General features: G+C 56.3%; 25 protein-coding genes and 1 tRNA gene. 11 read left to right on the forward strand and 15 right to left on the reverse strand.

Translation table 11 applies throughout. The features are described 5' to 3' along the window. Window positions 1-19 precede the first annotated feature (19 nt). Together gloB and clpA are read left to right on the forward strand one after the other, a co-directional pair. The gene (gene gloB / locus ACR0IO_RS03770; protein ID WP_480739650.1) at window positions 20-787 is read left to right on the forward strand and encodes a hydroxyacylglutathione hydrolase; all 768 of its coding nucleotides are present in this window, start codon (window positions 20-22) and stop codon (window positions 785-787) included. Window positions 788-961: 174 nt separating this feature from the next. Next, window positions 962-3,286 carry an ATP-dependent Clp protease ATP-binding subunit ClpA gene (gene clpA / locus ACR0IO_RS03775; protein WP_480739651.1) on the forward strand — a complete coding sequence of 775 codons (2,325 nt, stop codon included), beginning with the start codon at window positions 962-964 and terminating at the stop codon, window positions 3,284-3,286. A 117-nt stretch (window positions 3,287-3,403) separates the two neighbouring features. Here the strand turns inward: clpA and ACR0IO_RS03780 are convergent, their stop codons facing one another. Further along, a complete protein-coding gene (locus ACR0IO_RS03780) occupies window positions 3,404-4,054 on the reverse strand; it encodes a phosphotransferase (RefSeq protein WP_480739652.1) in 651 nt (216 codons plus the stop codon). Window positions 4,055-4,482: 428 nt separating this feature from the next. On the opposite strand from ACR0IO_RS03780, the gene ACR0IO_RS03785 reads away from it, so the two are divergent. Beyond that, entirely contained in the window at window positions 4,483-5,370 is an 888-nt protein-coding gene (locus ACR0IO_RS03785) for a YHYH protein (RefSeq protein ID WP_480739653.1), read from the forward strand. A 32-nt stretch (window positions 5,371-5,402) separates the two neighbouring features. Here ACR0IO_RS03785 and ACR0IO_RS03790 read toward each other — a convergent pair whose 3' ends face one another. The 3 genes from ACR0IO_RS03790 to ACR0IO_RS03800 form a co-directional block, all read right to left on the reverse strand. Then, window positions 5,403-7,145, reverse strand: coding sequence for a peptidoglycan -binding protein (locus ACR0IO_RS03790; protein WP_480739654.1), 1,743 nt, complete (start codon window positions 7,143-7,145; stop codon window positions 5,403-5,405). A gap of 3 nt (window positions 7,146-7,148) precedes the next feature. Next, on the reverse strand, window positions 7,149-8,327 hold the full coding sequence (locus tag ACR0IO_RS03795; protein WP_480739655.1) for a biopolymer transporter ExbB: 1,179 nt from the start codon (window positions 8,325-8,327) through the stop codon (window positions 7,149-7,151). 68 nt (window positions 8,328-8,395) lie between these two features. Further along, window positions 8,396-8,926: a gamma-glutamylcyclotransferase gene (locus tag ACR0IO_RS03800; protein WP_155144888.1), complete on the reverse strand. Its 531-nt coding sequence runs from the start codon at window positions 8,924-8,926 to the stop codon at window positions 8,396-8,398. Window positions 8,927-8,995: 69 nt separating this feature from the next. Here ACR0IO_RS03800 and ACR0IO_RS03805 point away from each other — a divergent pair, with 69 nt between their 5' ends. Next, window positions 8,996-9,997, forward strand: coding sequence for a DUF2125 domain-containing protein (locus ACR0IO_RS03805; protein ID WP_480739656.1), 1,002 nt, complete (start codon window positions 8,996-8,998; stop codon window positions 9,995-9,997). On the opposite strand, the gene ACR0IO_RS03810 is transcribed toward ACR0IO_RS03805, so the two are convergent. The 4 genes from ACR0IO_RS03810 to ACR0IO_RS03825 form a co-directional block, all read right to left on the reverse strand. Further along, window positions 9,994-10,854, reverse strand: a complete 861-nt coding sequence (locus ACR0IO_RS03810) for an extensin-like domain-containing protein (protein WP_480739657.1) — start codon at window positions 10,852-10,854, stop codon at window positions 9,994-9,996. The genes ACR0IO_RS03805 and ACR0IO_RS03810 overlap by 4 nt on opposite strands. Continuing rightward, window positions 10,851-11,771 carry a prephenate/arogenate dehydrogenase family protein gene (locus tag ACR0IO_RS03815; RefSeq protein ID WP_480739658.1) on the reverse strand — a complete coding sequence of 307 codons (921 nt, stop codon included), beginning with the start codon at window positions 11,769-11,771 and terminating at the stop codon, window positions 10,851-10,853. The genes ACR0IO_RS03810 and ACR0IO_RS03815 overlap by 4 nt, the downstream gene beginning before the upstream one ends. Beyond that, window positions 11,768-12,853 (reverse strand): histidinol-phosphate transaminase, encoded by a 1,086-nt coding sequence (gene hisC, locus ACR0IO_RS03820; RefSeq protein WP_480739659.1) that lies wholly within the window; start codon window positions 12,851-12,853, stop codon window positions 11,768-11,770. Before hisC ends, ACR0IO_RS03815 begins: the two co-directional genes overlap by 4 nt. A 63-nt stretch (window positions 12,854-12,916) precedes the next feature. Then, window positions 12,917-14,332 (reverse strand): aminotransferase class V-fold PLP-dependent enzyme, encoded by a 1,416-nt coding sequence (locus ACR0IO_RS03825; RefSeq protein WP_480739784.1) that lies wholly within the window; start codon window positions 14,330-14,332, stop codon window positions 12,917-12,919. A 102-nt stretch (window positions 14,333-14,434) separates the two neighbouring features. Here ACR0IO_RS03825 and ACR0IO_RS03830 point away from each other — a divergent pair, with 102 nt between their 5' ends. Further along, on the forward strand, window positions 14,435-14,896 hold the full coding sequence (locus ACR0IO_RS03830) for an Lrp/AsnC family transcriptional regulator (protein ID WP_155144896.1): 462 nt from the start codon (window positions 14,435-14,437) through the stop codon (window positions 14,894-14,896). On the opposite strand, the gene ACR0IO_RS03835 is transcribed toward ACR0IO_RS03830, so the two are convergent. After that, on the reverse strand, window positions 14,897-15,769 hold the full coding sequence (locus ACR0IO_RS03835; protein WP_480739660.1) for a LysR family transcriptional regulator: 873 nt from the start codon (window positions 15,767-15,769) through the stop codon (window positions 14,897-14,899). Window positions 15,770-15,863: 94 nt separating this feature from the next. On the opposite strand from ACR0IO_RS03835, the gene ACR0IO_RS03840 reads away from it, so the two are divergent. Beyond that, window positions 15,864-16,145 carry a DUF1330 domain-containing protein gene (locus ACR0IO_RS03840; protein ID WP_170331364.1) on the forward strand — a complete coding sequence of 94 codons (282 nt, stop codon included), beginning with the start codon at window positions 15,864-15,866 and terminating at the stop codon, window positions 16,143-16,145. Window positions 16,146-16,204: 59 nt separating this feature from the next. Here the strand turns inward: ACR0IO_RS03840 and rpsD are convergent, their stop codons facing one another. The 4 genes from rpsD to ACR0IO_RS03860 form a co-directional block, all read right to left on the reverse strand. Further along, window positions 16,205-16,825 carry a 30S ribosomal protein S4 gene (gene rpsD, locus ACR0IO_RS03845; RefSeq protein ID WP_170325974.1) on the reverse strand — a complete coding sequence of 207 codons (621 nt, stop codon included), beginning with the start codon at window positions 16,823-16,825 and terminating at the stop codon, window positions 16,205-16,207. A 208-nt stretch (window positions 16,826-17,033) separates the two neighbouring features. Continuing rightward, a complete protein-coding gene (locus ACR0IO_RS03850) occupies window positions 17,034-17,549 on the reverse strand; it encodes a hypothetical protein (protein ID WP_480739661.1) in 516 nt (171 codons plus the stop codon). A 436-nt stretch (window positions 17,550-17,985) separates the two neighbouring features. Further along, window positions 17,986-18,061 (reverse strand) — tRNA-Thr (locus ACR0IO_RS03855). A gap of 515 nt (window positions 18,062-18,576) precedes the next feature. Continuing rightward, a complete protein-coding gene (locus ACR0IO_RS03860; RefSeq protein WP_155144903.1) occupies window positions 18,577-18,843 on the reverse strand; it encodes a DUF2312 domain-containing protein in 267 nt (88 codons plus the stop codon). Window positions 18,844-19,006: 163 nt separating this feature from the next. On the opposite strand from ACR0IO_RS03860, the gene ACR0IO_RS03865 reads away from it, so the two are divergent. Beyond that, complete coding sequence (locus ACR0IO_RS03865) at window positions 19,007-19,225, forward strand: hypothetical protein (RefSeq protein ID WP_155144905.1); 219 nt, start codon at window positions 19,007-19,009, stop codon at window positions 19,223-19,225. Between the two features lie 8 nt (window positions 19,226-19,233). On the opposite strand, the gene ACR0IO_RS03870 is transcribed toward ACR0IO_RS03865, so the two are convergent. Continuing rightward, entirely contained in the window at window positions 19,234-19,449 is a 216-nt protein-coding gene (locus tag ACR0IO_RS03870) for a hypothetical protein (protein WP_155144906.1), read from the reverse strand. Window positions 19,450-19,695: 246 nt separating this feature from the next. Here ACR0IO_RS03870 and ACR0IO_RS03875 point away from each other — a divergent pair, with 246 nt between their 5' ends. Genes ACR0IO_RS03875 through ACR0IO_RS03890 form a run of 4 tightly spaced genes read left to right on the forward strand, consistent with a single transcriptional unit; the run spans window position 19,696 to window position 21,895 of the window. Next, window positions 19,696-20,559 (forward strand): MBL fold metallo-hydrolase, encoded by an 864-nt coding sequence (locus ACR0IO_RS03875; protein WP_480739662.1) that lies wholly within the window; start codon window positions 19,696-19,698, stop codon window positions 20,557-20,559. A gap of 35 nt (window positions 20,560-20,594) precedes the next feature. Then, window positions 20,595-21,023 carry a YeeE/YedE family protein gene (locus ACR0IO_RS03880; RefSeq protein WP_480739663.1) on the forward strand — a complete coding sequence of 143 codons (429 nt, stop codon included), beginning with the start codon at window positions 20,595-20,597 and terminating at the stop codon, window positions 21,021-21,023. Beyond that, the gene (locus ACR0IO_RS03885; RefSeq protein ID WP_480739664.1) at window positions 21,023-21,454 is read left to right on the forward strand and encodes a DUF6691 family protein; all 432 of its coding nucleotides are present in this window, start codon (window positions 21,023-21,025) and stop codon (window positions 21,452-21,454) included. The genes ACR0IO_RS03880 and ACR0IO_RS03885 overlap by 1 nt, the downstream gene beginning before the upstream one ends. Window positions 21,455-21,463: 9 nt before the next feature. Continuing rightward, window positions 21,464-21,895 (forward strand): protein tyrosine phosphatase family protein, encoded by a 432-nt coding sequence (locus ACR0IO_RS03890; protein WP_480739665.1) that lies wholly within the window; start codon window positions 21,464-21,466, stop codon window positions 21,893-21,895. Here ACR0IO_RS03890 and ACR0IO_RS03895 read toward each other — a convergent pair whose 3' ends face one another. Beyond that, complete coding sequence (locus ACR0IO_RS03895) at window positions 21,896-22,999, reverse strand: FliM/FliN family flagellar motor switch protein (RefSeq protein ID WP_480739666.1); 1,104 nt, start codon at window positions 22,997-22,999, stop codon at window positions 21,896-21,898.

Below are 22,999 nucleotides of genomic sequence, written 5' to 3' on the forward strand. Positions count from 1 at the left end.
AACGAAAGGGCAAAAGGCCATGCCTCTTGAGATCGTCACAATTCCTTGCCTCAGCGACAATTACGCCTTTCTGGCCCATGACGCCACCAGCGGCGAAACCGCACTAATTGATGCCCCCGAAGCCGGGCCGATTCTAGCGGCCCTTGCAGAGCGTGGTTGGCAACTGAGCCATGTTCTGCTGACGCATCACCATTGGGATCATGTCGATGGTCTAGCCCCCATACTGGAGAAACACCCTGCAAAAGTTGTCGGGGCGGCGGCAGACGCGCATCGTCTGCCTCCTTTAGACTTGCAAGTTTCCGAGGGCGATACATTCGAGGTTGGTGGTGAACCAGTCGAAGTGCTGGATGTTTCGGGCCACACTGTCGGTCACGTTGCATACTATATGCCCAAAAGCAGCGTCGTGTTTACGGCCGACAGCCTGATGGCGTTGGGATGCGGACGCTTGTTCGAAGGAGATGCCGCACAGATGTGGGCCTCGCTCAGCAAACTCGCTGCCCTGCCGGATGATACGCTAGTCTGTTCAGGTCACGAGTACACGCAATCCAACGCCAGATTTGCCGTCACGGTCGATCCCGACAACCCCGACCTTAAAAAACGTGTCGCCAATATCGATCGCGCACGCGCTGCCGGAGAAGCGACCGTGCCGTCATTACTGGCCCTGGAAAAGTCGACAAACCCGTTTTTGCGTGCCGCTGACCCGGCGATTCTGGCGTATTTGGGAATGGAGGGCGCGGACCCTGCAGACGTATTTGCAGAAATCCGGTCTAGAAAAGACCGGTTTTAGGGCTTATTTGACGCTCCTCACGGCCACGGTCACGGGAAATGTGACTGTCAAGTGAAAGAAAACCCTTGAAGCCGGGGCGCGATCAACCAAACTCTAATAGTATGAGGACATGGTTGGGATGGGGATCCTGCCGATACTCGACCCCCTTCCGGCCCAATACAGAGGAGCACCCGCGTGCCTTCATTCTCGAGCACATTAGAACAAGCCATTCACGCGGCCCTGGCGGCAGCGAATGAAAGGCGTCATGAATTCGCAACGCTTGAGCATCTGCTGCTTGCGCTGCTGGAAGAGCCGGATGCGATCCGCGTCATGAAAGCCTGCAGTGTCGACCTGGACGAACTACGCAGTACATTGGTTGAGTTCATCGATGAGGACCTGTCAAATCTGGTCACCGATATCGACGGCTCTGAAGCGGTTCCAACCGCTGCCTTCCAGCGGGTCATTCAGCGCGCAGCAATCCATGTTCAAAGCTCAGGTCGTACTGAAGTCACCGGCGCCAACGTTCTGGTGGCAATCTTTGCCGAGCGGGAAAGCAATGCGGCCTATTTCCTGCAGGAACAGGATATGACCCGCTATGACGCGGTGAATTTCATTGCGCATGGAGTGGCGAAAGATCCGGCCTATGGCGAAAACCGCCCTGTGACGGGTGCCGACCAGGTTGAGGACGAAGCGCAACCTGCCGCGAGCGAATCCGAACAGAAAGAGAGCGCCCTCGGTAAGTACTGCGTGGACCTGAACGCCAAGTCGCGCGCAGGTGACGTTGATCCGCTGATCGGTCGCGCCTCGGAAGTCGAGCGCTGCATCCAGGTTCTGTGCCGCCGCCGCAAGAACAACCCGCTGCTGGTGGGTGATCCCGGTGTTGGCAAGACTGCGATTGCCGAGGGTTTGGCCCACAAGATCGTGGCCGGTGAAGCACCCGATGTGCTGTCCAACACCACGATCTACTCGCTGGACATGGGCGCCTTGCTGGCTGGCACCCGCTATCGCGGTGACTTTGAAGAGCGCCTGAAAGCGGTGGTGACCGAACTTGAGGATCACCCGGATGCGGTGCTGTTCATCGACGAAATCCACACCGTAATCGGTGCAGGTGCCACTTCCGGTGGCGCAATGGATGCGTCGAACCTGCTGAAACCTGCCCTGCAGGGCGGTAAGCTGCGCACAATGGGTTCGACCACTTACAAAGAGTTCCGTCAGCACTTTGAGAAAGACCGCGCGCTCAGCCGCCGGTTCCAGAAGATCGACGTGAATGAGCCTTCGGTCGAGGACAGCGTGAAAATCCTGCGCGGTCTCAAACCGTATTTCGAAGAGCATCACGAGATCAAATACACTGCAGATGCGATCAAGACCGCCGTGGAGTTGGCCGCGCGCTATATCAACGACCGCAAGCTGCCGGACAAGGCGATCGACGTGATTGACGAGGCCGGTGCCGCACAGCATTTGGTCGCAGAAAGCAAGCGCCGCAAGACCATCGGTGTGAAAGAGATCGAGGCCGTCGTTGCCAAGATCGCGCGCATTCCACCCAAGAACGTCACCAAGGACGATGCCGAGGTTCTGAAAGATCTCGAAGCCTCACTTAAACGGGTGGTGTTTGGTCAGGATGAGGCCATTGAAGCGCTGTCCAGCGCGATCAAATTGGCCCGTGCCGGTCTGCGAGAGCCTGAAAAGCCAATCGGCAACTACCTGTTCGCCGGTCCGACCGGTGTGGGTAAAACCGAGGTGGCGAAACAGTTGGCGGATACGCTGGGTGTGGAACTGCTACGCTTTGATATGTCAGAGTACATGGAGAAGCACGCGGTTTCCCGTCTGATCGGTGCACCTCCGGGTTATGTCGGGTTTGATCAGGGCGGTCTGCTGACCGATGGTGTCGACCAGCACCCGCATTGTGTGCTGCTGCTGGATGAGATCGAGAAAGCGCACCCTGATGTGTTCAACATCCTCTTGCAGGTGATGGACCATGGTGAGCTGACCGATCACAACGGCCGCACGGTGAATTTCCGCAACGTGGTGCTGATCATGACCTCGAACGCAGGCGCACAGGAACAAGCCAAGGCCGCCATCGGCTTTGCCCGTGATCGCCGCGAAGGTGAGGATACCGCCGCCATCGAACGCATGTTCACGCCGGAATTCCGTAACCGTCTGGACGCCGTGATCTCGTTCGCGCCGCTACCGAAAGAGGTCATCCTGCAGGTGGTCGAGAAATTCGTACTGCAGCTTGAAGCACAATTGCTGGATCGTAATGTGACCATCGACCTGACGCCAAAGGCTGCCGAGTGGCTGGCTGACAAAGGCTATGACGACAAGATGGGCGCGCGTCCACTGGGGCGTGTCATTCAGGAACACATCAAGAAGCCTCTGGCCGAGGAGCTCCTGTTCGGCAAACTGGCCAAAGGCGGTGTGGTCCGCGTGTCTGTGCTGAAAGGCGAGTTGAACCTGGAAATTCTCGGCCCCGATCAGCCGCGTATTCCTGGCGACAAGCCGCCATTGCTTACCGCAGATTGATTGCGCAACGTTTCAAACGGAAAACCCGCCTATCAAGGCGGGTTTTTTTGTCTGAGGCCAACAGCATGATTGCATGGCGGAACTAAGGGCGGGTTTGGGCCAGAGAACCCGACGACATTAGCGGATGCGTGGCTGACTGTTTCGCACCGGGCAAGGCACCGGTAACTGCTGTGATTGGCTGCCCTGTGCCGCGATATAGGCCGACAGGATGCTGTGCGCATAGCGCGGCCCATTAACCCCCTGAGACAGGGCAGACAGGATCGCAATGCCGACATCACGTGCTTTGCGAAACCGCCCAGCCTTGGTGGGCACAAAATACTCAAAATCTATGAACCGAATCTGGCGCCCGCTCCAACACATATCTCGAAAGGCCGGGCGCCCATGTGCCAGATTTGCCGAATGTAAACGCGCCAAGGCCTGCCCAGCGGCGCGGCATGCTTTGAGTTTGTCCGCGGTCGTAACGTTTGCTTTCTTACAAAGCTTGGTCAGGCTGGTGCCGGCGTCTTCGACCGCCATAAAATCCGGGCCTTCCGCTAATATCCTCGGTACAGCCGCGCCGCGAGTCCAGAGAAAACGATGAGCCCGCCGATCTCGGTCAAACGCCTGTTCAGGCTTGCCCTTGACCAACCAGAGGTGCGGCGCAAAACGCTCAATGCGTTTTAGCCAAAACCGGGTACCTCGTTGGGACTGGCAAAAAGTCACACGTTGATATGGGGCGCGCAACGCCTCATCCACTGAATTGTGTATCTCTGCCTTCTTGTCCGTCACGTTCTGCTCCGATTAACCCCAGGTAATAGATAGGAATTCCGCGCGTACATTTCACCTTATGCGGGTCAACATTCCGGTCGGTTCCGATCATTTTTTCAAATTAGGATTTGGCATTTGTCAAAGCCGCTTAGTGTGGTTCAATTCGGTCCGAAGGTTTTGCGAGCAAGCCTTGTTTGGTCTGGTCCGAGCAGCCTTGAACTAAGCCGAGTTAATGCAGATACCCAAAGCCCTGGTCGGCACCAAAGTGCAGCCCCCCACCCTCCACTACTGGCAGAAGACTGACACAAATGATGTCCTTGCAAATCTGATCGTGCAGTTACTCTGTAACCGGGCAATTATGCATTTGCGCGAGCGCAGGACACTTATTTCGACGGAATCGTTCTCCCCTCGCGTTTCATAGATACGTTTGAAACGCGAAAGGGAATTTGATGACCAAGACCGTCGCTATTTGGAGTGCTGCTTTCACCCTGTCGACCATCGCAGCCATTGCCACCGCTCAACACAGATTTCGATATCACGACGAAACGAAAACCCGGCCCCTGAATTTAGTGGCTGCCACTGTCGATCCAGGCGCCAGTACTTCTGAGATTTCCGAGACCCGCAAAGCTCTCCGCGTCTCGGCAAATGGAATTCCCGACCACCTTGTCGGGCGCTTTCCCAACCGAGGTAACCCACACAGTATTTCCGCGCAGAATGTAAGCTTGAAGGTACCGGCCAACCCAAAGCCCAAGGGGACAGTCACGTCGCTTGAACTGGGCTGGAACTTTGGCGTGTCACTGAACGGTGTAGTGTTCGACCCGCTGGCAGCCGAGTTTTGGCACGGTGATCCCAGATCGGGTTGGTCCTACAACGCATTGGGCGGCGCAATCGCGCTGGGGCTTGATGAGAACCATGCGCATGTTCAACCAAACGGGAAGTACCATTACCACGGCATTCCGACGGGTTTCATTGAACTTCTGGACTATTCACCGGACAGGCACTCTCCACTGATCGGGTTTGCCGCAGACGGTTTCCCGATTTACGCAATGACAGGCGTTGTGAACGGTAAGGTGACGGAAATGACGTCGTCTTATCGTTTGAAAAGCGGCAACCGTCCAGGGGGTCGCGCACCCGACGGCAAGTACGATGGCACTTTCAACGAGGATTTTGCCTATGTTCCCGGGCTCGGAATTCTGGACGAGTGCAATGGCGCATTCACCACTTCTCCCGAGTATCCGGAGGGAACCTACGCCTACTTTCTGACCGAGGAATATCCGGTCATACCCCGGTGCTTTGCCGGTTCACCAGACAAGAGTTTTCGCTTCGGGCGGCGCTGACCGACCCACGCATTGGTTAGCGAGTTCTGACGTTATCTTTCGGTGAGTTTCAGCTCGATCCGCCGGTTTTGCGCCCGTGCCTCCGGCGTGTCCGCCGGGTTGACGGGCTGGAACTCACCAAAACCGTTCGCAGCAAGCCGATTTGGCGGGATTCCCAGCGCGTCGACCATATAGCGCACAACGGACAAGGCGCGGCCCTGGCTCAATTCCCAATTGTCGCGATAGCGGCCGGAACCGGCCAGAGGAACGTTGTCCGTATGACCATCGACCCGGATCACCCAGTTCAAACCCTCGGGGATTTCGGCAGCAACGCTGCGCAGGATTTCAGCGACCTTCGCGACCTCCTGCCGCCCTTCCGAGGACAAAACAGCCGAGCCTGTATCAAACAGGACCTCGGATGAAAACACGAACCGGTCGCCTTCGATACGGACACCTTCCTGATTGCCCAGAACATCCCGAAGTCGACCAAAGAACTCGGACCGATAACGTTGCAGATCTTCGGCCTGAGCAGTCAGTTCCAGATTCTGCCCCGCCAGTGCTTCGGCTTCCGCCTCCAGGCGAATACGTTCGGCCTCTTCCAACAGGCGGCGTCGGCGTTCCTCGGATGCAGCGCGAGCCAGCGCAGCATTCAGGTCCTGTCCAAGCGTCTGGATCTGAACCTCAGCCGCAGCATTGCGATCCTTGTAGTCATCCAACAGCGCTTGCAGCGATCCTAGTTGGCCACGCAATGCTGCGATCTGCTGGTTCAGCAGAGCCGTTTCGCGTTGCGCCTTTGCCGAGATTGCCTTTTCGGCAGAGATTGCCTCGCGTGCAACAGCCAGAAGCGCTTCGCGTTCTTCGGCCAGTGTTCTCTGAGATTGCGCCTCAAGCTGTGCCTGTGTCTGCGCTTCCAGCGCCGCCCTCAGCTGCGCCTGCAGCTCTTCGTTATCCAGCGCTCCAAACTGACGCTCAAGCTCGGCCCGGGCCGCTTGTGCAGCAGCCAGCAGGGTCAGGGTTTCCTCGGCCTCTTTACGCTGAGCTTCCAACGCCAGCGTCATAGCGGTCAACTCGGCATCGGCATCCTGCAATCTGTTGCGCAGGTTTTCGGCTGCGGCAGCCTCGGCCAGCCTTGCGGCCTCTTCATCGCTGAGCTGTTGTTCAAGTGCCGTAATCTGGGCTGCACGGTCTTCACCGCTTTGTTCAAGATCAGCAACCAGAGCCTCCAGTGCCTCGCGCCGAGCGGCAGCAAGGCGTGCGGCTTCGGCCTGAGCATCAATCTCATCCCGGCTTTGAGCCAAGGCAAGATTCAGAGCCTCTTGTTCGCTCAGAAGCTGCTCGCGCTGTGTTTCGAGGGCTGCGATATCGCCAAGTGCACGTTCCTGATCCGCCAGCAACGCGGCGACCTGCGCCTCAAAATCCGTAATGCGAAGCTGCGCCTCATCCAGCGCGACAGCCTGCCTGTCTCGCTCTGCTGTAAGTGACGAGATCAGAGCCTGCGCCTGCGTCAGATCGCTTTCAGCCTGAGAAAGCGTCGTGTTCAACGCCCCGAGCCGGGCTTGCAGCCGGCTGTTTTCGCGTTCTTCCAGACCGAGGGCCGCTGCAAGGGCCGAAACCTCGTCAGACAAGGCGGTCAGTTCATCCTCTTGTCCGGAAATCGTTTCGCGCAGCACGAACTGAACCACCATGAAGATGGTCAGCACAAAGGTCAGCACCATCAGAAGACCCGTCATCGCATCCACGAATCCGGGCCAGACAGAGCCCTGAAAACGTTGACCGGTACGCCGGGACAGTGCCATCCGTTACTCTCCCTCGGACGTCGTGCGAACGGCACCGCGTGGCAGGGTCAGCGCCTTGACCAGCAGTTCGAAATCCTTGCGCAATTCATTCATGCTGTCCTGTCGCCCTGCAGAAATCTCTTCGAGAATACGCAGCAGCTGAACGTCCATGGAACGCAGGCGCATCCGGCTTTCAGCATCGATCCCTTCGCCTGCACCATGTTCGCGCATGTGATCCAGCAGGGCGTCCTGACTCAGCGCTACCCTTTCGAGCGCCGCTGTCACGCCTTCGCCTTCTGACTGACGTTGGTTCATATCGCCAATAACGTTCACCAACTGTCCCAGCTTGGAAGAAACCTCCGCTCTTTCCTCCTCCTGCGCCGAGAACAGATCCTGCAGCGCATCCATCTGTTCGGACATCGCATCCAGAACCGGCGTCAAAACCGCCAGTTCAGCACCACCTTCATCGCCCGAAGAAAATCCGACGCGGGTGATCGTCGACAGCCATTCCTCAAGCTCGCGATAGAAGCGGTTCTGTCCATGTCCTGCAAACAGCTCGAGCAAACCAACAATCAGCGATCCGGCAAGACCCAGCAGTGACGATCCAAAGGCCACGCCCATACCTTGCAGCTGGGCTTCAAGCCCTGTCATCAGACGGTTGAATACCGCCAGCCCTTCCTCACCTTCCTGTGGGTTCAGGCTACGGATCGTGTCAACAATGGCTGGAACCGTTGTGGCCAGACCAAAGAAGGTGCCCAAAAGGCCAAGGTAGATCAGAACGTTCGTGATGTATCTCGTGATCTCACGCTCTTCCTCGATCCGTTCGGCGACCGAATCCAGAATCGATCGGGTAGAGGTCGAGCTGATTTGCGAACGCGCCCCGCGCGAGCGGAGCAGAGATGCGAGCGGTGCCAGCAACTGCGGCGGGCTAGTGTCATCTCTTTCAACACCGCCGACAAACGCTTCGATCCAGCGAACCGATCCGATCAGTTGGGTCACCTGATAGAAACATGCGAAGACGCCGATGACGAAGACCAGCAGGATGAAACCGTTCAGGTAGGGATTCGCGTAAAAGACGGGCAGCACATAAGGCAGCGCCATAAAGACCCCAAGGCCCGACAAGCCAATTGCGATCAACATCATCACGATCTGACGAATGGGATGCGAGAATTGCGGTCTCGCGCCCTGCTGTGCCTGCGCCATGCGCGTCATTCCTGGTATTGCCTGCTCTGAGGCAAACCTACCGAATTAACAGTCGCTAGGCCAAGGGTTTATGCAGTAAGACTGCGGACCCGTTGCGACAACCACTCAAGATCAGGATCGCGTAGTCCGATTTCGGCCAGATGTTCAGCCGTATTGTACAGATATTCGGTGTTCGGGCCGCGTCCACCCACCGCATGGGCGATGATATTTGCTTGCTCTTCCAAAGGCATACCGCCGCAATACTGAACGTGATGCGGATCAATCACGTAAGTCACGGCATTTACGACCTGTCCATTGTCCAGATCAACGTCCAGCATACGCTCGACATAGGCCGAAGAAATCAACTCTCGTTCGCGCAGCTCGTCCAGCGTACGCTCTTCATGTCCGGCTTCGACGGCCAAGGCCAAACCGGTACAATTCGCATCGCGTTGCTCATCCAGCGCCAACACAAGGCCTGGCTTGTCTTCGGTTCCGCGATGGTGGATCGAACTCATGCAGAATGAGCGGGCATATCCATGCAAAGTAGCGCGTTCGCTGCGCGCCACGGGAAATCCGGGATTCCACAGCAGCGATCCATATCCGAATACCCACATTGTCATTGCACTGGTCCTTGCCCGTTTGCGCCTATAAACATCAATTCCGAGGCAGGAAAAAGGGCCATTATTCTCATGCGCGGTCTCATACGAGTTCTTATCTTTTTGACGATTATCTGGAGCGCCTATTGGTTCGTCGCTGGTTACGGGCTGCGCAGCGCGGTCACCAGTTGGTTCGACAAGCAGCAGCAACTGGGCTGGCAGGCCGATTTCTCGGATGTGGGTACGGCAGGATATCCGACCCACCACATGACACGGCTGGATAATCCGGCACTGGCCGATCCTGTCAATGGCACAGCATGGAGCGCGGATTGGATCGAATTCCAAAGCCCTGCAATCTGGCCCGGGCGTCAGGTGTTGCGTTTTGCCGATACGCCGCAGCGCCTGTCTTACTTCGATGAAACGGCGACCATTCAGGCCAGCGAGCTACAGGCGGAGCTGCAATTGCAGCCGGGGGTCGCGTTGGAGTTGGAAAAGATGGCGCTTACCGCAGGACCATGGACCATTTCGCGGGAAAATGAGACCTCAGCAGCGGGTGACACACTTGGCCTGATCATGGCGCAAAGTGAAACGCCCGAGATTTATGCCGTCACGGCGACCATTGATGGGTTCACACCGGGTGAAGACCTTCGCGGCCTTATGCGGACCGCCACCTCGCTTCCACAATCCTTCGAGACGCTGGAATTGGACATGACGGTTACATTTGACAAGCCGTGGGATCGGAGTGCGCTGGAACAACGCCGCCCGCAGCCTGTCGCCATCGATCTCGGGCTTGCCGAAGTCAAATGGGGTGAACTGCGCCTGTTCGCTGCTGGAGAATTGAACGTTGACGAACAGGGAATTCCGACGGGTGAGATCGCCGTCAAAGCTGAGAACTGGCGTGACATGATCGCGATGGCCAATGCCGCAGGCGCCCTGCCCGATCAGGCAGTTGATCCGGTCACCCGCGCGCTGAAGCTGCTGGCAGGTCTGGGCGGCAATCCTAACTCACTGGATTTGCAGCTGAACTTCCGCGACGGGTTCGTGGCGTTGGGCCCGTTGCCATTGGGCCCTGCACCGCGGTTGATACTGCGCTAGCGGCAGTACGGGCCGCTGCGATAACGGGCTGTATCCAGATGGAAATGGTCCCGGTGGTAGCGGTCCGAGTTGGGCCCCAGCACAGTACCGAACGGCCCACATGCACCACGCCACACTTTGATCAATTGCTTTTGCGAGGGATTCTTGCGCCAGCCATTGAGGACTGTCACGACCTCGCCATCCGCCATTTTAAAGCCCGAGATATCAATGGCCCGACCCTTGCCGTGTTCAGAAACTCGCGCGCCCTTGCGATTGTTCCGGGTGCGGCAGGCATAATGGGCCGCAACCTGCAGCTCAACAATCGGGCCACGGCGTTTGAAGGTGGGTTTGACCGATTTGTCGACCCAGTTGTTCAACGCGATGGCGGTGCCGCAATCCATGGTCGACGGGCGGCTTAGCCTCACTCCGGATACCGATGTAATCTGCACGGCATCCTTGATGCCGCAGGCCTTGATCTTACCCGGCACTTTCCCGACAGGTTTGCCCTGAATTGCGATATCACCGCATACTGAGTTCTTGCGGAGCTTTCTTTTCTTGAAGAGTATCTCCTGCTCAAGCGACTCAGGGCGCAGATATGGTTTCAGAGATACATCAGGGCTGAGCAGAGGCAGATCCGCAGGTCGTGCCGCAGCGGCCATCACCTGAGGAGACTCAGGCCTCAGCTTAGGCTGTATTTTTGGAATCGCTGCAATCGGCGCTGCACTGGCCAGAAGTAGCGCCGGCATCGCAGTCACATTGTTCGTTTCAGCAATTGGACGCGCAACAGGAACCAAAGAGGTTTCGAGGGGTTTCGCACCAGCCGTGACTGGCGACAACGCTGCAAAACAGATCAGAAAACCGCCTCGAACAAGCCTCATGTCGTGGCCTTTCCTCGTCCAAAATCCGGGGCATCCGTATCCTGACCGGCATCAATGATGCCGCGCCGGATGGCCCGGGTACGGGTGAAGTAATCGAACAGCTGCTCTCCATCGCCGGTACGGATGGCGCGCTGCAGGGCAAAGAGCTCTTCAGTGAAACGGCCCAGAATCTCAAGCGTTGCGTCCTTGTTCGTCAGGAACACATCACGCCACATTGTCGGGTCCGAGGCCGCGATCCGAGTAAAATCACGGAAACCGGCGGCAGAATATTTAATCACCTCAGTATCTGTCACCCGCCGCAAATCATCCGCAACACCCACCATCGTATAAGCGATCAAGTGTGGTGCATGCGACGTCACCGCCAAAACCAAATCGTGGTGGTCAGCGTCCATCTCATCGACATTTGCGCCCATGCCTTCCCAAAGCGCTCGCAGTTGTGCGACGGCGTCGGGATCGGATCCCTTAACCGGAACCAACAGGCACCAGCGATTGTCAAAGAGCTCGGCAAATCCGGATTCCGGACCAGAATGCTCGGTTCCAGCCAGAGGGTGAGCGGGAACAAAATGCACGCCGTCGGGGATGTACGGCCCGACAGCTTCGATCACGTGACGCTTGACTGAGCCGACATCCGTGACAGTTGCGCCCGGTTTCAGCACCGGAGCAATATCCTGCGCCACCGGCCCCATCGCACCAACAGGCACACAAAGCACCACGAGGTCAGCGCCTTCGACCGCCTCTTGTGCAGTGTCACAGACGCGATCACACAGTCCGATGCGCCGCGCGGTTTCACGGGTGTCTTCGGAACGGGCATATCCCGTCACCTCGCCTGCAAGACCCGCGCGTTTGATGGCCCAAAACATCGACGAGGCAATCAGACCCAAGCCGATCAGCGCCACCCGGTCATAAATCTGGCTCATGCGGCGCCCCCTTTGAACGCGGTAATGGCCGCAAGCACGCGGCGGCAGGCTTCTTCGTCGCCTACGGTAATCCGCAGGGCGTTCGGCAGGTTGTAGCCCGCAACCTTGCGTACAATCAAACCCTGAGATTGCAGATAGGCATCACAGGCCTCGGCCTCGGCCAGATCCGAGAAGCGGGCAAGGATGAAATTTGTATTCGATACGTCAGATGGCACGCCGATCTCTGCCAGTTTTTCGGACAACCACGTGCGCAGACGCGCGTTTTCGGACCGGCAGAACTCAACATACTCCACGTCGCGTATCGCTGCTTCAGCCGCAGCCAACGCAGTCAAAGACAGGTTGAAGGGTTGGCGCACCCGGTTCAGCACATCGATAATCGACTGGTGCGCATAACCCCAGCCGACACGCATCCCGCCCAGCCCATAAATCTTGGAGAAGGTTCGGGTCATGATGACGTTCTCAAAACGATCCACCAGTGATGCCCCACCATCAAAACCATCCACGAATTCGGCATAGGCTCCGTCGATTACCATCAGGCAATCTTCAGGAAGCTTCTCTGCCAGACGTGTAAGCTCGGCATCCGAAATCATGGTTGAGGTCGGATTGCCCGGATTGGTGACAAAGACGATCTTCGTTTGCCCGGTCACGGCCGCAAGGATTGCATCGACATCAACCTTGCGATCCTTCTCATCGACCATGACAGGGGTCGCCCCCGCCATACGAGCGATGATCGGGTACATGGAAAACCCGTGCTCGGTATAGATCACCTCATCACCCGGACCGGCATAAGCCTGCGCCACGAATTGCAGAACCTCGTCGCTGCCCACGCCACAGATGATCCGGCCAGCATCCAGCCCGTGACGCTCACCAATGGCTGCGCGCAAAGAATAGTGATCGGTGCTTGGATAGCGATGCAGGGTGGTCGCGCTGTCACGCACGGCCTCGATCGCTTTGGGGCTGGGTCCGAACGGGTTTTCGTTCGAGCTGAGCTTGATGACATTCGCCACGCCTTCGACATGGGACTTGCCACCCTGATACAGAGCGATGTCCATGATGCCGGGTTGCGGAATGATCTGGTTCATAAGGGGCTCCTTGATTGCGCCCCTCATACATTTCTCAACGCCTTGAGAAAAGCGGCAATTCCCTCAGGCGGCTTTGAAGCGCGCTGTCGCCGGGTCGGCGTTGTAATAGGGTGCGAATTCCTCGGTCCGGTGCGACAGGTCATTAACGCTGTCGATGATGAACTGAACCGTCTCCTCGCTCATCAGATATGAGAAATTCAGACGCACCCAGCCGGGTTTCTTCATCTCTTCGCCTGCTGACAACGCCGCATGCAACTGCTCGGAAGTCTCGCGGTCAATATCCAGCAGACGATGGGCATAGGGGCCGGCGCAGGCACATCCGCCACGGGCCTGAATGCCGTAGATGTCGCTGAGCATGCGGGTAAACAGCTGCTGATGAACCGGCTGCCCCGAGTTATCCCGAACAAGGAATGAAAAGATCGGCAGACGATGCGGATTATCCGCCCCCAGCAGCGTCAGGTTCGGGTTGTCACGCCAACCATCCAGAGCCAGTTTGTTATACAGAACCTCTCGTCTTCCGATCTCATCAGTTCCGACAACATCCTTGATGATAAAGGCAAGCGCAGCCCGGATATCGCCAATTACATTGGGTGTACCGGCCTCTTCCCGCGTCGCCAGATCTTCGTTGTAGTCATGCCGCCACGGGGACACGAAACTTACGGTACCGCCACCCGGCCAGCTGGGACATGTACGCTGAACGGCGCGCTCATTGACCACCAATACACCTGATGCACCCGGACCGCCGGGAAACTTGTGGGGTGAGACGACAATGGCATCCTTGCGAGCATCTTCTGGACCCATATTCATCGGCAGGTAAGGGCCGCCGCCTGCATAGTCCCAAACGGCCAGCGCCCCATGTGCCTTCAGAAGACGCGTGACCGGATCGGGATCGGTGATGATACCCGTCACGTTCGACGCAGCCGAGAAAGAACCAATGATCAGATCAGACCCTGCATTGTCGGCCAGTGTTTGTTCCAACACTGCCAGATCAGGCCCGCCAGCGGGCGCTTCGGGAATTTCGATCACCTGCGCCTTGCTTTCCCGCCAGGGCAGAATGTTCGAGTGATGCTCGTATGGACCGATCAGGATAATCGGCCGGTCAGCCTCTTCCACTCCCAGTAAGCTGACCAGCCGATTAAGCCCAGCAGTGGCTCCGGACCCGGTAAAGATCACCGCGTCCTCTCCCCTCGCGCCAACAATGCGGGCTATTTCCGCACGCGCTTCGCGACGAAGCCGTGTCATGTAGGAACCGCAATAGGAGGCCTCGGTATGGCTGTTCGCATAGAACGGCAGCACATCTTGGGCGATAAAATCTTCGACCTGCCGCATAGCGCGGCCCGAAGCGACGTAATCCGCATAGACAAGCGGTACGTCCCTATGCAGACCAGGGATGAGGACACCCTCACCGATCAGCCCATCGCGCAGCGTGGAATTGTGAGTGGTGGATTGGATATCTGCACGAAACTTGGACAGGGTCATAACATAGGCTCCATATTGCATAACCAATGTGATTGATCCGGAATGCAGAAACTTCACCATTCTTTGCCTGTATTTCCCCAGATTTGTGTCATATGATTAGATATGGCCCATAAAATAGATCATATTGACACCCTCATCCTGAAAGAACTGCAAAAGGACGCGACCCTCTCGCAGCGCGAGCTGGCGGATCGGGTTGGCTTGTCCCAGAATGCTTGCTGGAGGCGCCTCAAGGTGTTGAACGACGACGGCGTTCTACAGGGGTCTTCCGCGCGGATTGCACGGGAAAAGCTGGGGCTTAATCTAGTTGTCTTTGTGATGCTGCGTACAAGGCATCATTCAGCGGAGTGGCTTCAGGCGTTTCGCAGCCATGTCCTGACCATCCCTGAGGTGGTCGATTTTCATCGCATTGGCGGAGACTACGACTATCAGCTGAAAGTCGTGACCGAAGACATGGCCTCTTACGACAAGGTCTATCAGAGACTTATCGAAAAGGTCGAACTGGACAGCGTGACCTCATACTTTGCCATGGAGGCAATTGCCGAAGGCCGGCCGCTGCCGATCTGATCAGGCCGTGAACAGCGGGCGCAGCTTACGAAAGTGCGGAACTGCGATGGAACGAAAGGCCTTCAATTTGGCCGACGGCCACACATCTGGATGGGCCACCACCCAGATATCCGCATAAGGTTGCGGTGAAAGTGTCGGGAGTTGAACGAGACTAGGCAGTGACCGCCCCAGAAACATCGGCATCCTTACAGCACCTAACCCCGCCTGCGCGGCGGACGACATGGCAACCATATCGTCAAATCGCATTCGAATACGCGAGCCGGGGTGTGTCTGCATCACCTCCTCAGGCAGGTCTGGCTGTTTTTCATAAACCAACCAATCCACCGGCCCATGCGGGGCGTCCGACACACGCTGCATAAGTTCTGGTGAAGCGTAGTAAGCCGAGAATTGTTCAGCCAAGCGCAGTCCCTTCAGGGTATCACCCGGATTGCGACTGATACGGATGGCTATGTCTGCTTCGCGCCTGTTCAGGTCCACAATCTCATTGTCAGCCCGTACTCTGAGCTTAACACCGGGATGTTGCGCCGAGAACGCGTCCAGAACCGGTGAAAGTACATGCGCAATCAAAAGCTGAGGTGCTGTCAGGGTCAGCTCCCCTTCCAGACGCGTATCCTGACCGGATAACCCCCTGAGCATGGCGTGCTCAGCACCTTCCATGCTTGCCGCATGCTGCGCCACCAGATGCCCGGCCTCGGTGGGGCGGTAACCATCTGGCAAACGTTCAAACAACACCTCCCCGGTGGCGGTTTCCACGCGTGCAATACGGCGGGCAACGGTGGTGTAGTTTACACCAAGCCGCTCTGATGCCGCGGTCAAGGTGCGCGCGCGCACCACGGCCAGCACGGTTCGATAGTCATCCCAGTTTATCGTCATGCATGCGTTTATGCACAAGCCAACTGCAATTGCACGCGTTTTCGCAAAATCCTTTCCAACTTAGGTTTTACCTGCACAACCAAGGAGTAGATTGATGATTTATGCCTACGCCAAATTGACAGTAAAAAACCCCGATGCTCTGGCCGCCTATCGTGAAAAAGCCGGGGATGCGCTGGCCCGCCATGGCGGTAAGGTCGAAACCGCGTCAGCAGAGCCTACCGCTTTGGATGGCGCGCCAGACCTGCCGGACGTTGCCGCCGTTCTTTCATTTCCAGATCGCGAGTCCGCCTTGGGATGGATCAATGACCCGGCGCTGAGTGATGTTCACGCTCTGCGCCGCAATATCGGGTCGTCCGACATAATCCTGCTTGGGTAAATAAAGAAAGAGCCGCGCTTTTGGGCGCGGCTCTGAAACTTGGATCGCTTCGGCGAAGATTAGTTCTTCGCGTAGAATTCGACGACCAGGTTCGGTTCCATCATGACCGGATAAGGCACATCGCTCAGGCCCGGTGCACGAACGAAAGTCGCGGTCATTTTCGAGTGGTCGGCGTCGATGTAGTCAGGAACATCACGCTCAGCCAGAGCAACAGCTTCCAGAACAACAGCCAGTTGCTTGGATTTGTCACGTACTTCGATGACGTCGCCTTCTTTGACGCGGTAGGACGGGATATTGACCCGCTTGCCGTTCACTTTGACGTGGCCGTGGTTCACGAACTGACGTGCAGCAAACACGGTTGGTACAAACTTGGCGCGGTAAACAACAGCGTCCAGGCGGCGCTCCAGCAGACCGATCAGGTTTTCACCGGTGTCGCCTTTTACACGCTCAGCTTCGGCGTAGATGCGGCGGAACTGCTTCTCGGTCAGGTCGCCGTAGTAGCCTTTCAGCTTCTGCTTGGCGCGCAGCTGCAAACCGAAGTCCGACAGTTTGCCCTTGCGGCGCTGACCGTGCTGGCCGGGGCCATATTCACGACGGTTGATCGGGGATTTCGGACGGCCCCAGATGTTTTCGCCCATCCGGCGGTCGATTTTGTACTTGGCAGACGTGCGTTTGGTCACGGCTGATCTCCTTCGTTTAGGTCGAGGCCCGGCGGGCCACTATGAAGGGCGTTGTCCTCTTGAGGTTTCCCCCATGACAGGCATCCCCTTGCGGGGGCCACCAACACCAATGAAGTCGCGCTTATATCTTGGGAATTGTCAGAGTCAACATACTGAGGCCACCCTGCAGGAAAAATCCCGCGATGGCCGCAGAGCCCTGCTTGCCACTTTATTCTGCTGCGTAAACAACGTGAGGAGTAGATGTCGACTCACGTTTCTCTTCTGAACGAGCGCCGGGAAACGCCACAACTGTCTGATCGACCTCCCGATCAAAATCAGCCAGGTCAGTTTGCGCGGAAACACTGCTCACCCAGAACTCCTGATCCCGTTCAGGACAACCGTTCTCAAAAATCAACACCGGGGAATCGCTTCCCTCAACTCTGATGAGTTCTGCCGAGAATTGCTGAGAGCCATTCGAAAACTCGATGGTCGCAACCGAACCGATTACGGGGCCAATCGCCGAAAGCATGTCGATGCCCGAGGTCAATAACGGTGCCACAGAGTGGGCCGTTTGCACCAAACCCATGGTCTCTGCGGCAGAAAGCTGTACAGCTTTACCACGCCATGACCAGGCGGATCCAACAGCTACGAGGGCAAGTGGCGCTGCCTCAAGCCCGTCAAGTTCTGTTTGATTCCAGGAAACTGCTATACGACCGTTTAAACCGGTACTCATCTGCCCACTCATACCTTTCAACACCCCACCAATTACAAGGCCTGTGTATCAACGATAAATTCGGCGGAAAAGAGACGTAATTGCAGCAATCACGAGATTGTTGCCTGTGTGTCAAATCAAAGTGATACTTAGATCAACCGCATGTCAACCTGAATCATGCATATTTCCCGATATGCGCTCTCAAAGATCTAACCTCCTCACATATCAATATTGGTATCAATACTTGGGAGTGCAAACACCCTTTGCGAAGTACCGAATTAAACCCAACAAAGCGAATCATTTACCCTTAGCGTCAACACCATAAGCTTACGCTTTTAAAACGATTATCTGCTTCTGCATCAGCAAGTGCGGATACGGGTGATATGCCTAAATCAGCACCGACTAGAGTTGCCATGACCCGACAAAACAAGTTTTTTGATGACTGGAAAGTACACTAAACTTCGGGAAGTGGTGCCCCCACACGGACTCGAACCGCGGACCTACTGATTACAAATCAGTTGCTCTACCAGCTGAGCTATAGGGGCGCTGGCGTCCGATTAATCACTATGGGAAGAGACCGCAAGCCCCAATTTAACCTGATCTTGCTGTAGACAGAATTTTCTGGTGTCAGCCGTGCAACCAGCTACCGGTCAGAAGGGCTACTTGCGCAACGAACCATCCAAAACCCGGCTTTATTATACGTAATGCGAGCGGGGAATTGCGCGCTCATGCGAGAGATGTGCCTAAGGCGCTATAGGCCGACTGCCCGACATCGCGTGAACATCCGCGGTTATAGCCTGAGCAACACAAGCGAATTGATTCGCCACCCCAGATCAACCGGCCTGGCAAGGTGAAGAAAGCCTGAAGTTGCGTCACAGGGCGTTCTGGCGTTGCAAGTCGATCTCGAGCAAGTATGGGGGAAATTGATCCCACCAATCGGAAACGGCGATGCAATGGCCGCCGTGTCCGAGTGGTGCTTGGTAAATCTGGCACATCACCAATGCGTGCCAACTGTTCTTTCGAAGCCCGAGGAGGCGCTTTGAGACCTCCTCGGCAAGGCTTACATGCCCAGCGCTTCCTTATACATTTCCAGAACCGCTTCTTCTTCGGCGATATCGTCTTTGTCGCGCTTTCTCAGAGCAACCACCTTACGCATCACCTTGGTGTCGTAACCGCGGGCTTTCGCCTCGGCCATCACTTCCTTTTGCTGTTCCGCGATGTCCTTCTTTTCGGCTTCCAGACGCTCGAACCGTTCGATGAACTGGCGCAGTTCGCCTGCTGTGACTCGATAGTTGGCGGCGGCCTGATCTTCGGTGATGTCTTCCATATGCGTCTCTCCCAAAGGCTAAAATAATCCGCAAGGTTTCGGGCAGTAAGCCGGATACATTGCTGCCGCTCTGGCCGCAAGCGCACTTTGGGCTGTCAGGCTTGTGCCAGCAGCGGTGATCCGCTAAGCGCGGTCGTGAAACAAGAGACATATGTGGAAAGCTATGTTCGACATCATCATCTGGGGCGGAGCTGCCCTGTCATTGGCCGGAATGCTTGGACTGGTATGGTGTATCCTGCGCGTGATGAAAGCGCGCAAGGCAGGCCTGTCGGATGATGAATTGCGCGCAGCGGTTCAGGCTGTACTGCCCTGGAACCTTGCATCACTGTTTTTATCCGTCATCGGACTGATGATGGTCATCCTCGGGATATCCTTTGGATGACCAACCGGTCAGACCGGCATGTTGTCAAAGCGCGCTTCAACCGCGTCTTCAAACAAAGCCGCGTCCAGCCTGCGCAAGCGTGACGGTATCTGCATACGTTTCGCCCGCATCTGATCGACTATTCTGCTGACATTCGGTTGAAGGGCCAACCGGGTGTCCAGACATGCGCCGTTAAGCTTTTTTTCAAGCCGCTCGACTTCTGTGTAGAGATCTTGTGCAGTCATTTTGCATCCTCCCACTTAGCACCAGTCTGCCAGATATAGGTAACGGCATTAAGACCAACTTGAGACTTAATGAATGCCTGCGGAAATCCGCTCAGCTATTTTGCGATTTCGGGCGAGGCTCTGCAGGATGCATACTTATTACGCGGATTTAACTTTGGCTGCCTTGACAGACATCAAGTCGTGAATTGGCAGTTGTGTCACATTCCGCTATCACTATATGAAAAGTAAGAAGCACAGGAGGAGCACGTGACACCAATCGTAAAGGCCTTTTTTGACGAGCAGACAAACACGGTGTCTTACGTGGTTCAGGAACCCGAAGGCGCGGCCTGCGCAATCATCGACAGCGTGTTGGATTTTGACCATGCCTCGGGTCGCACAGACACAGGATCTGCCGATCAGATCATCGAGTATGTGACCGCAAATAACCTTAAGGTCGAATGGATACTGGAAAGCCATGTGCATGCCGACCATTTGTCAGCAGCACCCTATCTTCAGCAAAAACTTGGCGGGAAAATCGGCATCGGTAAGAATATTGTCGTTGTGCAGGATACCTTTGGCAAAGTGTTCAACGAAGGTACGGAATTCCAGCGCGATGGCAGCCAGTTTGATGCGCTGTTCTCTGAAGGAGACAGCTTTCACATCGGCCAGATGCGGGGCGATGTCCTGCACACTCCGGGGCACACTCCGGCCTGTCTGACTTATGTTCTGGGTGATGCGGCCTTTGTAGGAGACACTCTCTTCATGCCAGACTTTGGAACTGCCAGATGTGACTTCCCGGGTGGTTCTTCGACAATGCTGTATGAATCGATCCAAAAAATCCTATCGCTGCCGGACGAAACCCGGATCTATGTCGGACATGACTACAAGGCACCGGGGCGGAATGAGTACGCGTGGGAAACCACCGTTGGTGAGCAGAAAGCATTGAATGTTCACATCGGCCAGGGACGCAGCATCGAAGAGTTTACCGAGATGCGCGATGCCCGCGATGCAACATTGGGCATGCCACGACTGATCCTGCCTTCGCTACAAGTCAACATGCGCGCTGGTCAAATGCCCCCTGCCGATGAGGAAGGCGATGTTTTCCTGAAGCTGCCCATCAACAAAATTTGATGCACCTACGGCCTTAGATAAGGAGACATCTCAGCATGAATCCGGAATGGATATGGGGTTTGATTGGCGGTCTGCTGATTGGACTTGGCGCAGCGGTTTATCTGCTGGGAAACGGACGAATTATGGGGGCAAGCGGCATTCTCGGCGGGCTGGTTGACGGCAGTGGCAAAAGCGAAGCGAAGGAACGACTGGCTTTCATTGCCGGTGTGATCGTCATGCCATTGCTATTGAAACCCTTGATCGCCCCTCAGGCAGCAACCCATTTGACCAGCGATCTGGCGGTTGTGATTATCGCCGGTTTGCTGGTCGGCGTTGGCACGCGTATCGCGAATGGATGCACCTCGGGGCATGGTGTCTGTGGCATATCAAGATTCTCGCTACGCGGTATGGTTGCTACCGTGTTTTACATTCTGGCCGGTGGGATCACGCTTGTCTTGTTCCGCCATGTCTGGGGGCTGATCTGATGCGTGTTCTGATCGCGCTTATTGCCGGATCGCTTTTTGGTACTGGCTTGTTGGTTTCAGGGATGACTGACACGACCAAGGTTCAGGGCTGGCTGGATGTGTTTGGCAACTGGGACCCAACACTCGCTTTTGTGATGGGTGGTGCAATCCTACCTATGCTGATTGCCTGGCGCCTAACGCAAAGCAGGAAACCACTGTCTGGCGGCAACTTTCCAGTGCCGCCAAAACCCGAGCTGGACAGGCGGTTGATCTTCGGATCCGTGCTGTTTGGCATGGGCTGGGGATTAGCAGGTTTGTGCCCCGGTCCGGCAATGGCCTCGCTCAGTTATGGCGGGTTTGGGGGGCTGGTCTTTCTCATTGCCATGATGGCAGGCATGTTTGCGGCTCCTAAAGTCGGCGCACAACTGGACAGGATTGCAAACGCGACCTAAGGATTTGCCATGGAGATTCGTCAGATTACCCCCCGCTATGCCGTCTCACCCCAGATCACGGTGGAAGACGTGCAAGCCATCGCCGAGGCAGGTTTTGCCAAGGTGATCTGCAACCGTCCCAATGTAGAGGTCCCTTCAGACATGCAATCCGATGCGATCGGCGATGCCGTTCGCGCAGCAGGCATGGAGTACGAAGTTCTGGAACTCACGCATCAGACCATGACTGCCGAAAACGTCGCCTTACAGCGCGATTTGGCTGAAAGCTGCACGGGACCGGTGTTGGCCTATTGCGCCTCGGGTACTCGCTGTTCCGTTGTCTGGGCTTTGGGGCAGTGCGACAGGATGAGCACCGACGATATTCTCGACGCGACCAGCAAGGCCGGATACGCGCTGGAAGGCCTGCGCCCTGCCCTTGATCAGATTCGCAATTCGAACACCTGATCAGAATTTCTGGTCCTGATCGCCCTGAAGACCGGTCAACCCAGCCAACTGCGAAATCTCAGCCGCGATCTCGTCCGGATTCGAGGAGAGCGGGTCGTGATCCATTGGTAGCAAAGCGCTTGCGTCCAACGGGTCTAGCACTGTCATCTTCGGCTGATCAGCCTCTCTCTCTTCGGGCTGTGCTTGTCTGGTTCTGCTTTCAATGAATTCAGGCGCATCTGGCCCGGCAATCACTGGAATGCCCAATTCCTCATTCACCCGAATTGCCCGCATCCCGCCGCATTGCCCAAGGCGCCCGACAGCTGCCCGTGTTCGCTCGATCGTCAAAACGTCGATGCGATCCAGCCTCGCTCCGGTCAGAGGAAGAACATTGCCCACGTCCAGATCTGAAAGATCAGACAGAGGCAATGACAAACGACACATAACTGCGTTCAGCTCAGCCCTCATCACGCCCGTTGCCATTTCCAGAACAGGCCCAGCCTCAGTAGCCTCTGCTTCTTCTTCGGGTACAATTGCTGGCTGTTCCGGTATGAACATACTTAGCTGGCCCTGACGAACTCCACCCCCGAGATCAACGGTCAGGTCGAAGACACGATACTCATCCTCGACAAGCGCAAGGGACAGCGATCGAACATCTTCAGCTCGGGACAAGAATTCGTATCCGTCGAAGCATTCACTATCGGCCGGGGCGTCAATTAGATCCGGAACCTGGGTCAACACACTTTCAATGAGTGGTGCAACCATGGCCGCATCCGTATCGGTGAATACACGATCCGGGGGCGAGCCTGATAGTATTTCGCCTATGGTCTGCATTTGCAGGATCGCTGAAACACAGCTGGTGTCCAGACAGACCGCAGCTGTCCGTCCATCTTTGTTGGTAAACGCGAGCAGCAACCAAGCATCGGTCAGAGACTGGCTTAGCGCGTCCGAGGGCTTGGTGGTTTGTTTGGCCCCGATGACGGACAGTGGCAGCTGAATGGTTTCAATTGCTGCCCGAGCCAATGCCAACCGCAGAGCTCGCAGGATAGGGCGAGGTTTATCCTCGGCATCAGCTTGCCCAACCACAAGTTTACGCGCCAAAGCTGCGCTGACATCATTTGCCAT

The sequence above is a fragment of the Ruegeria sp. CE12 genome, assembly GCF_056537525.1.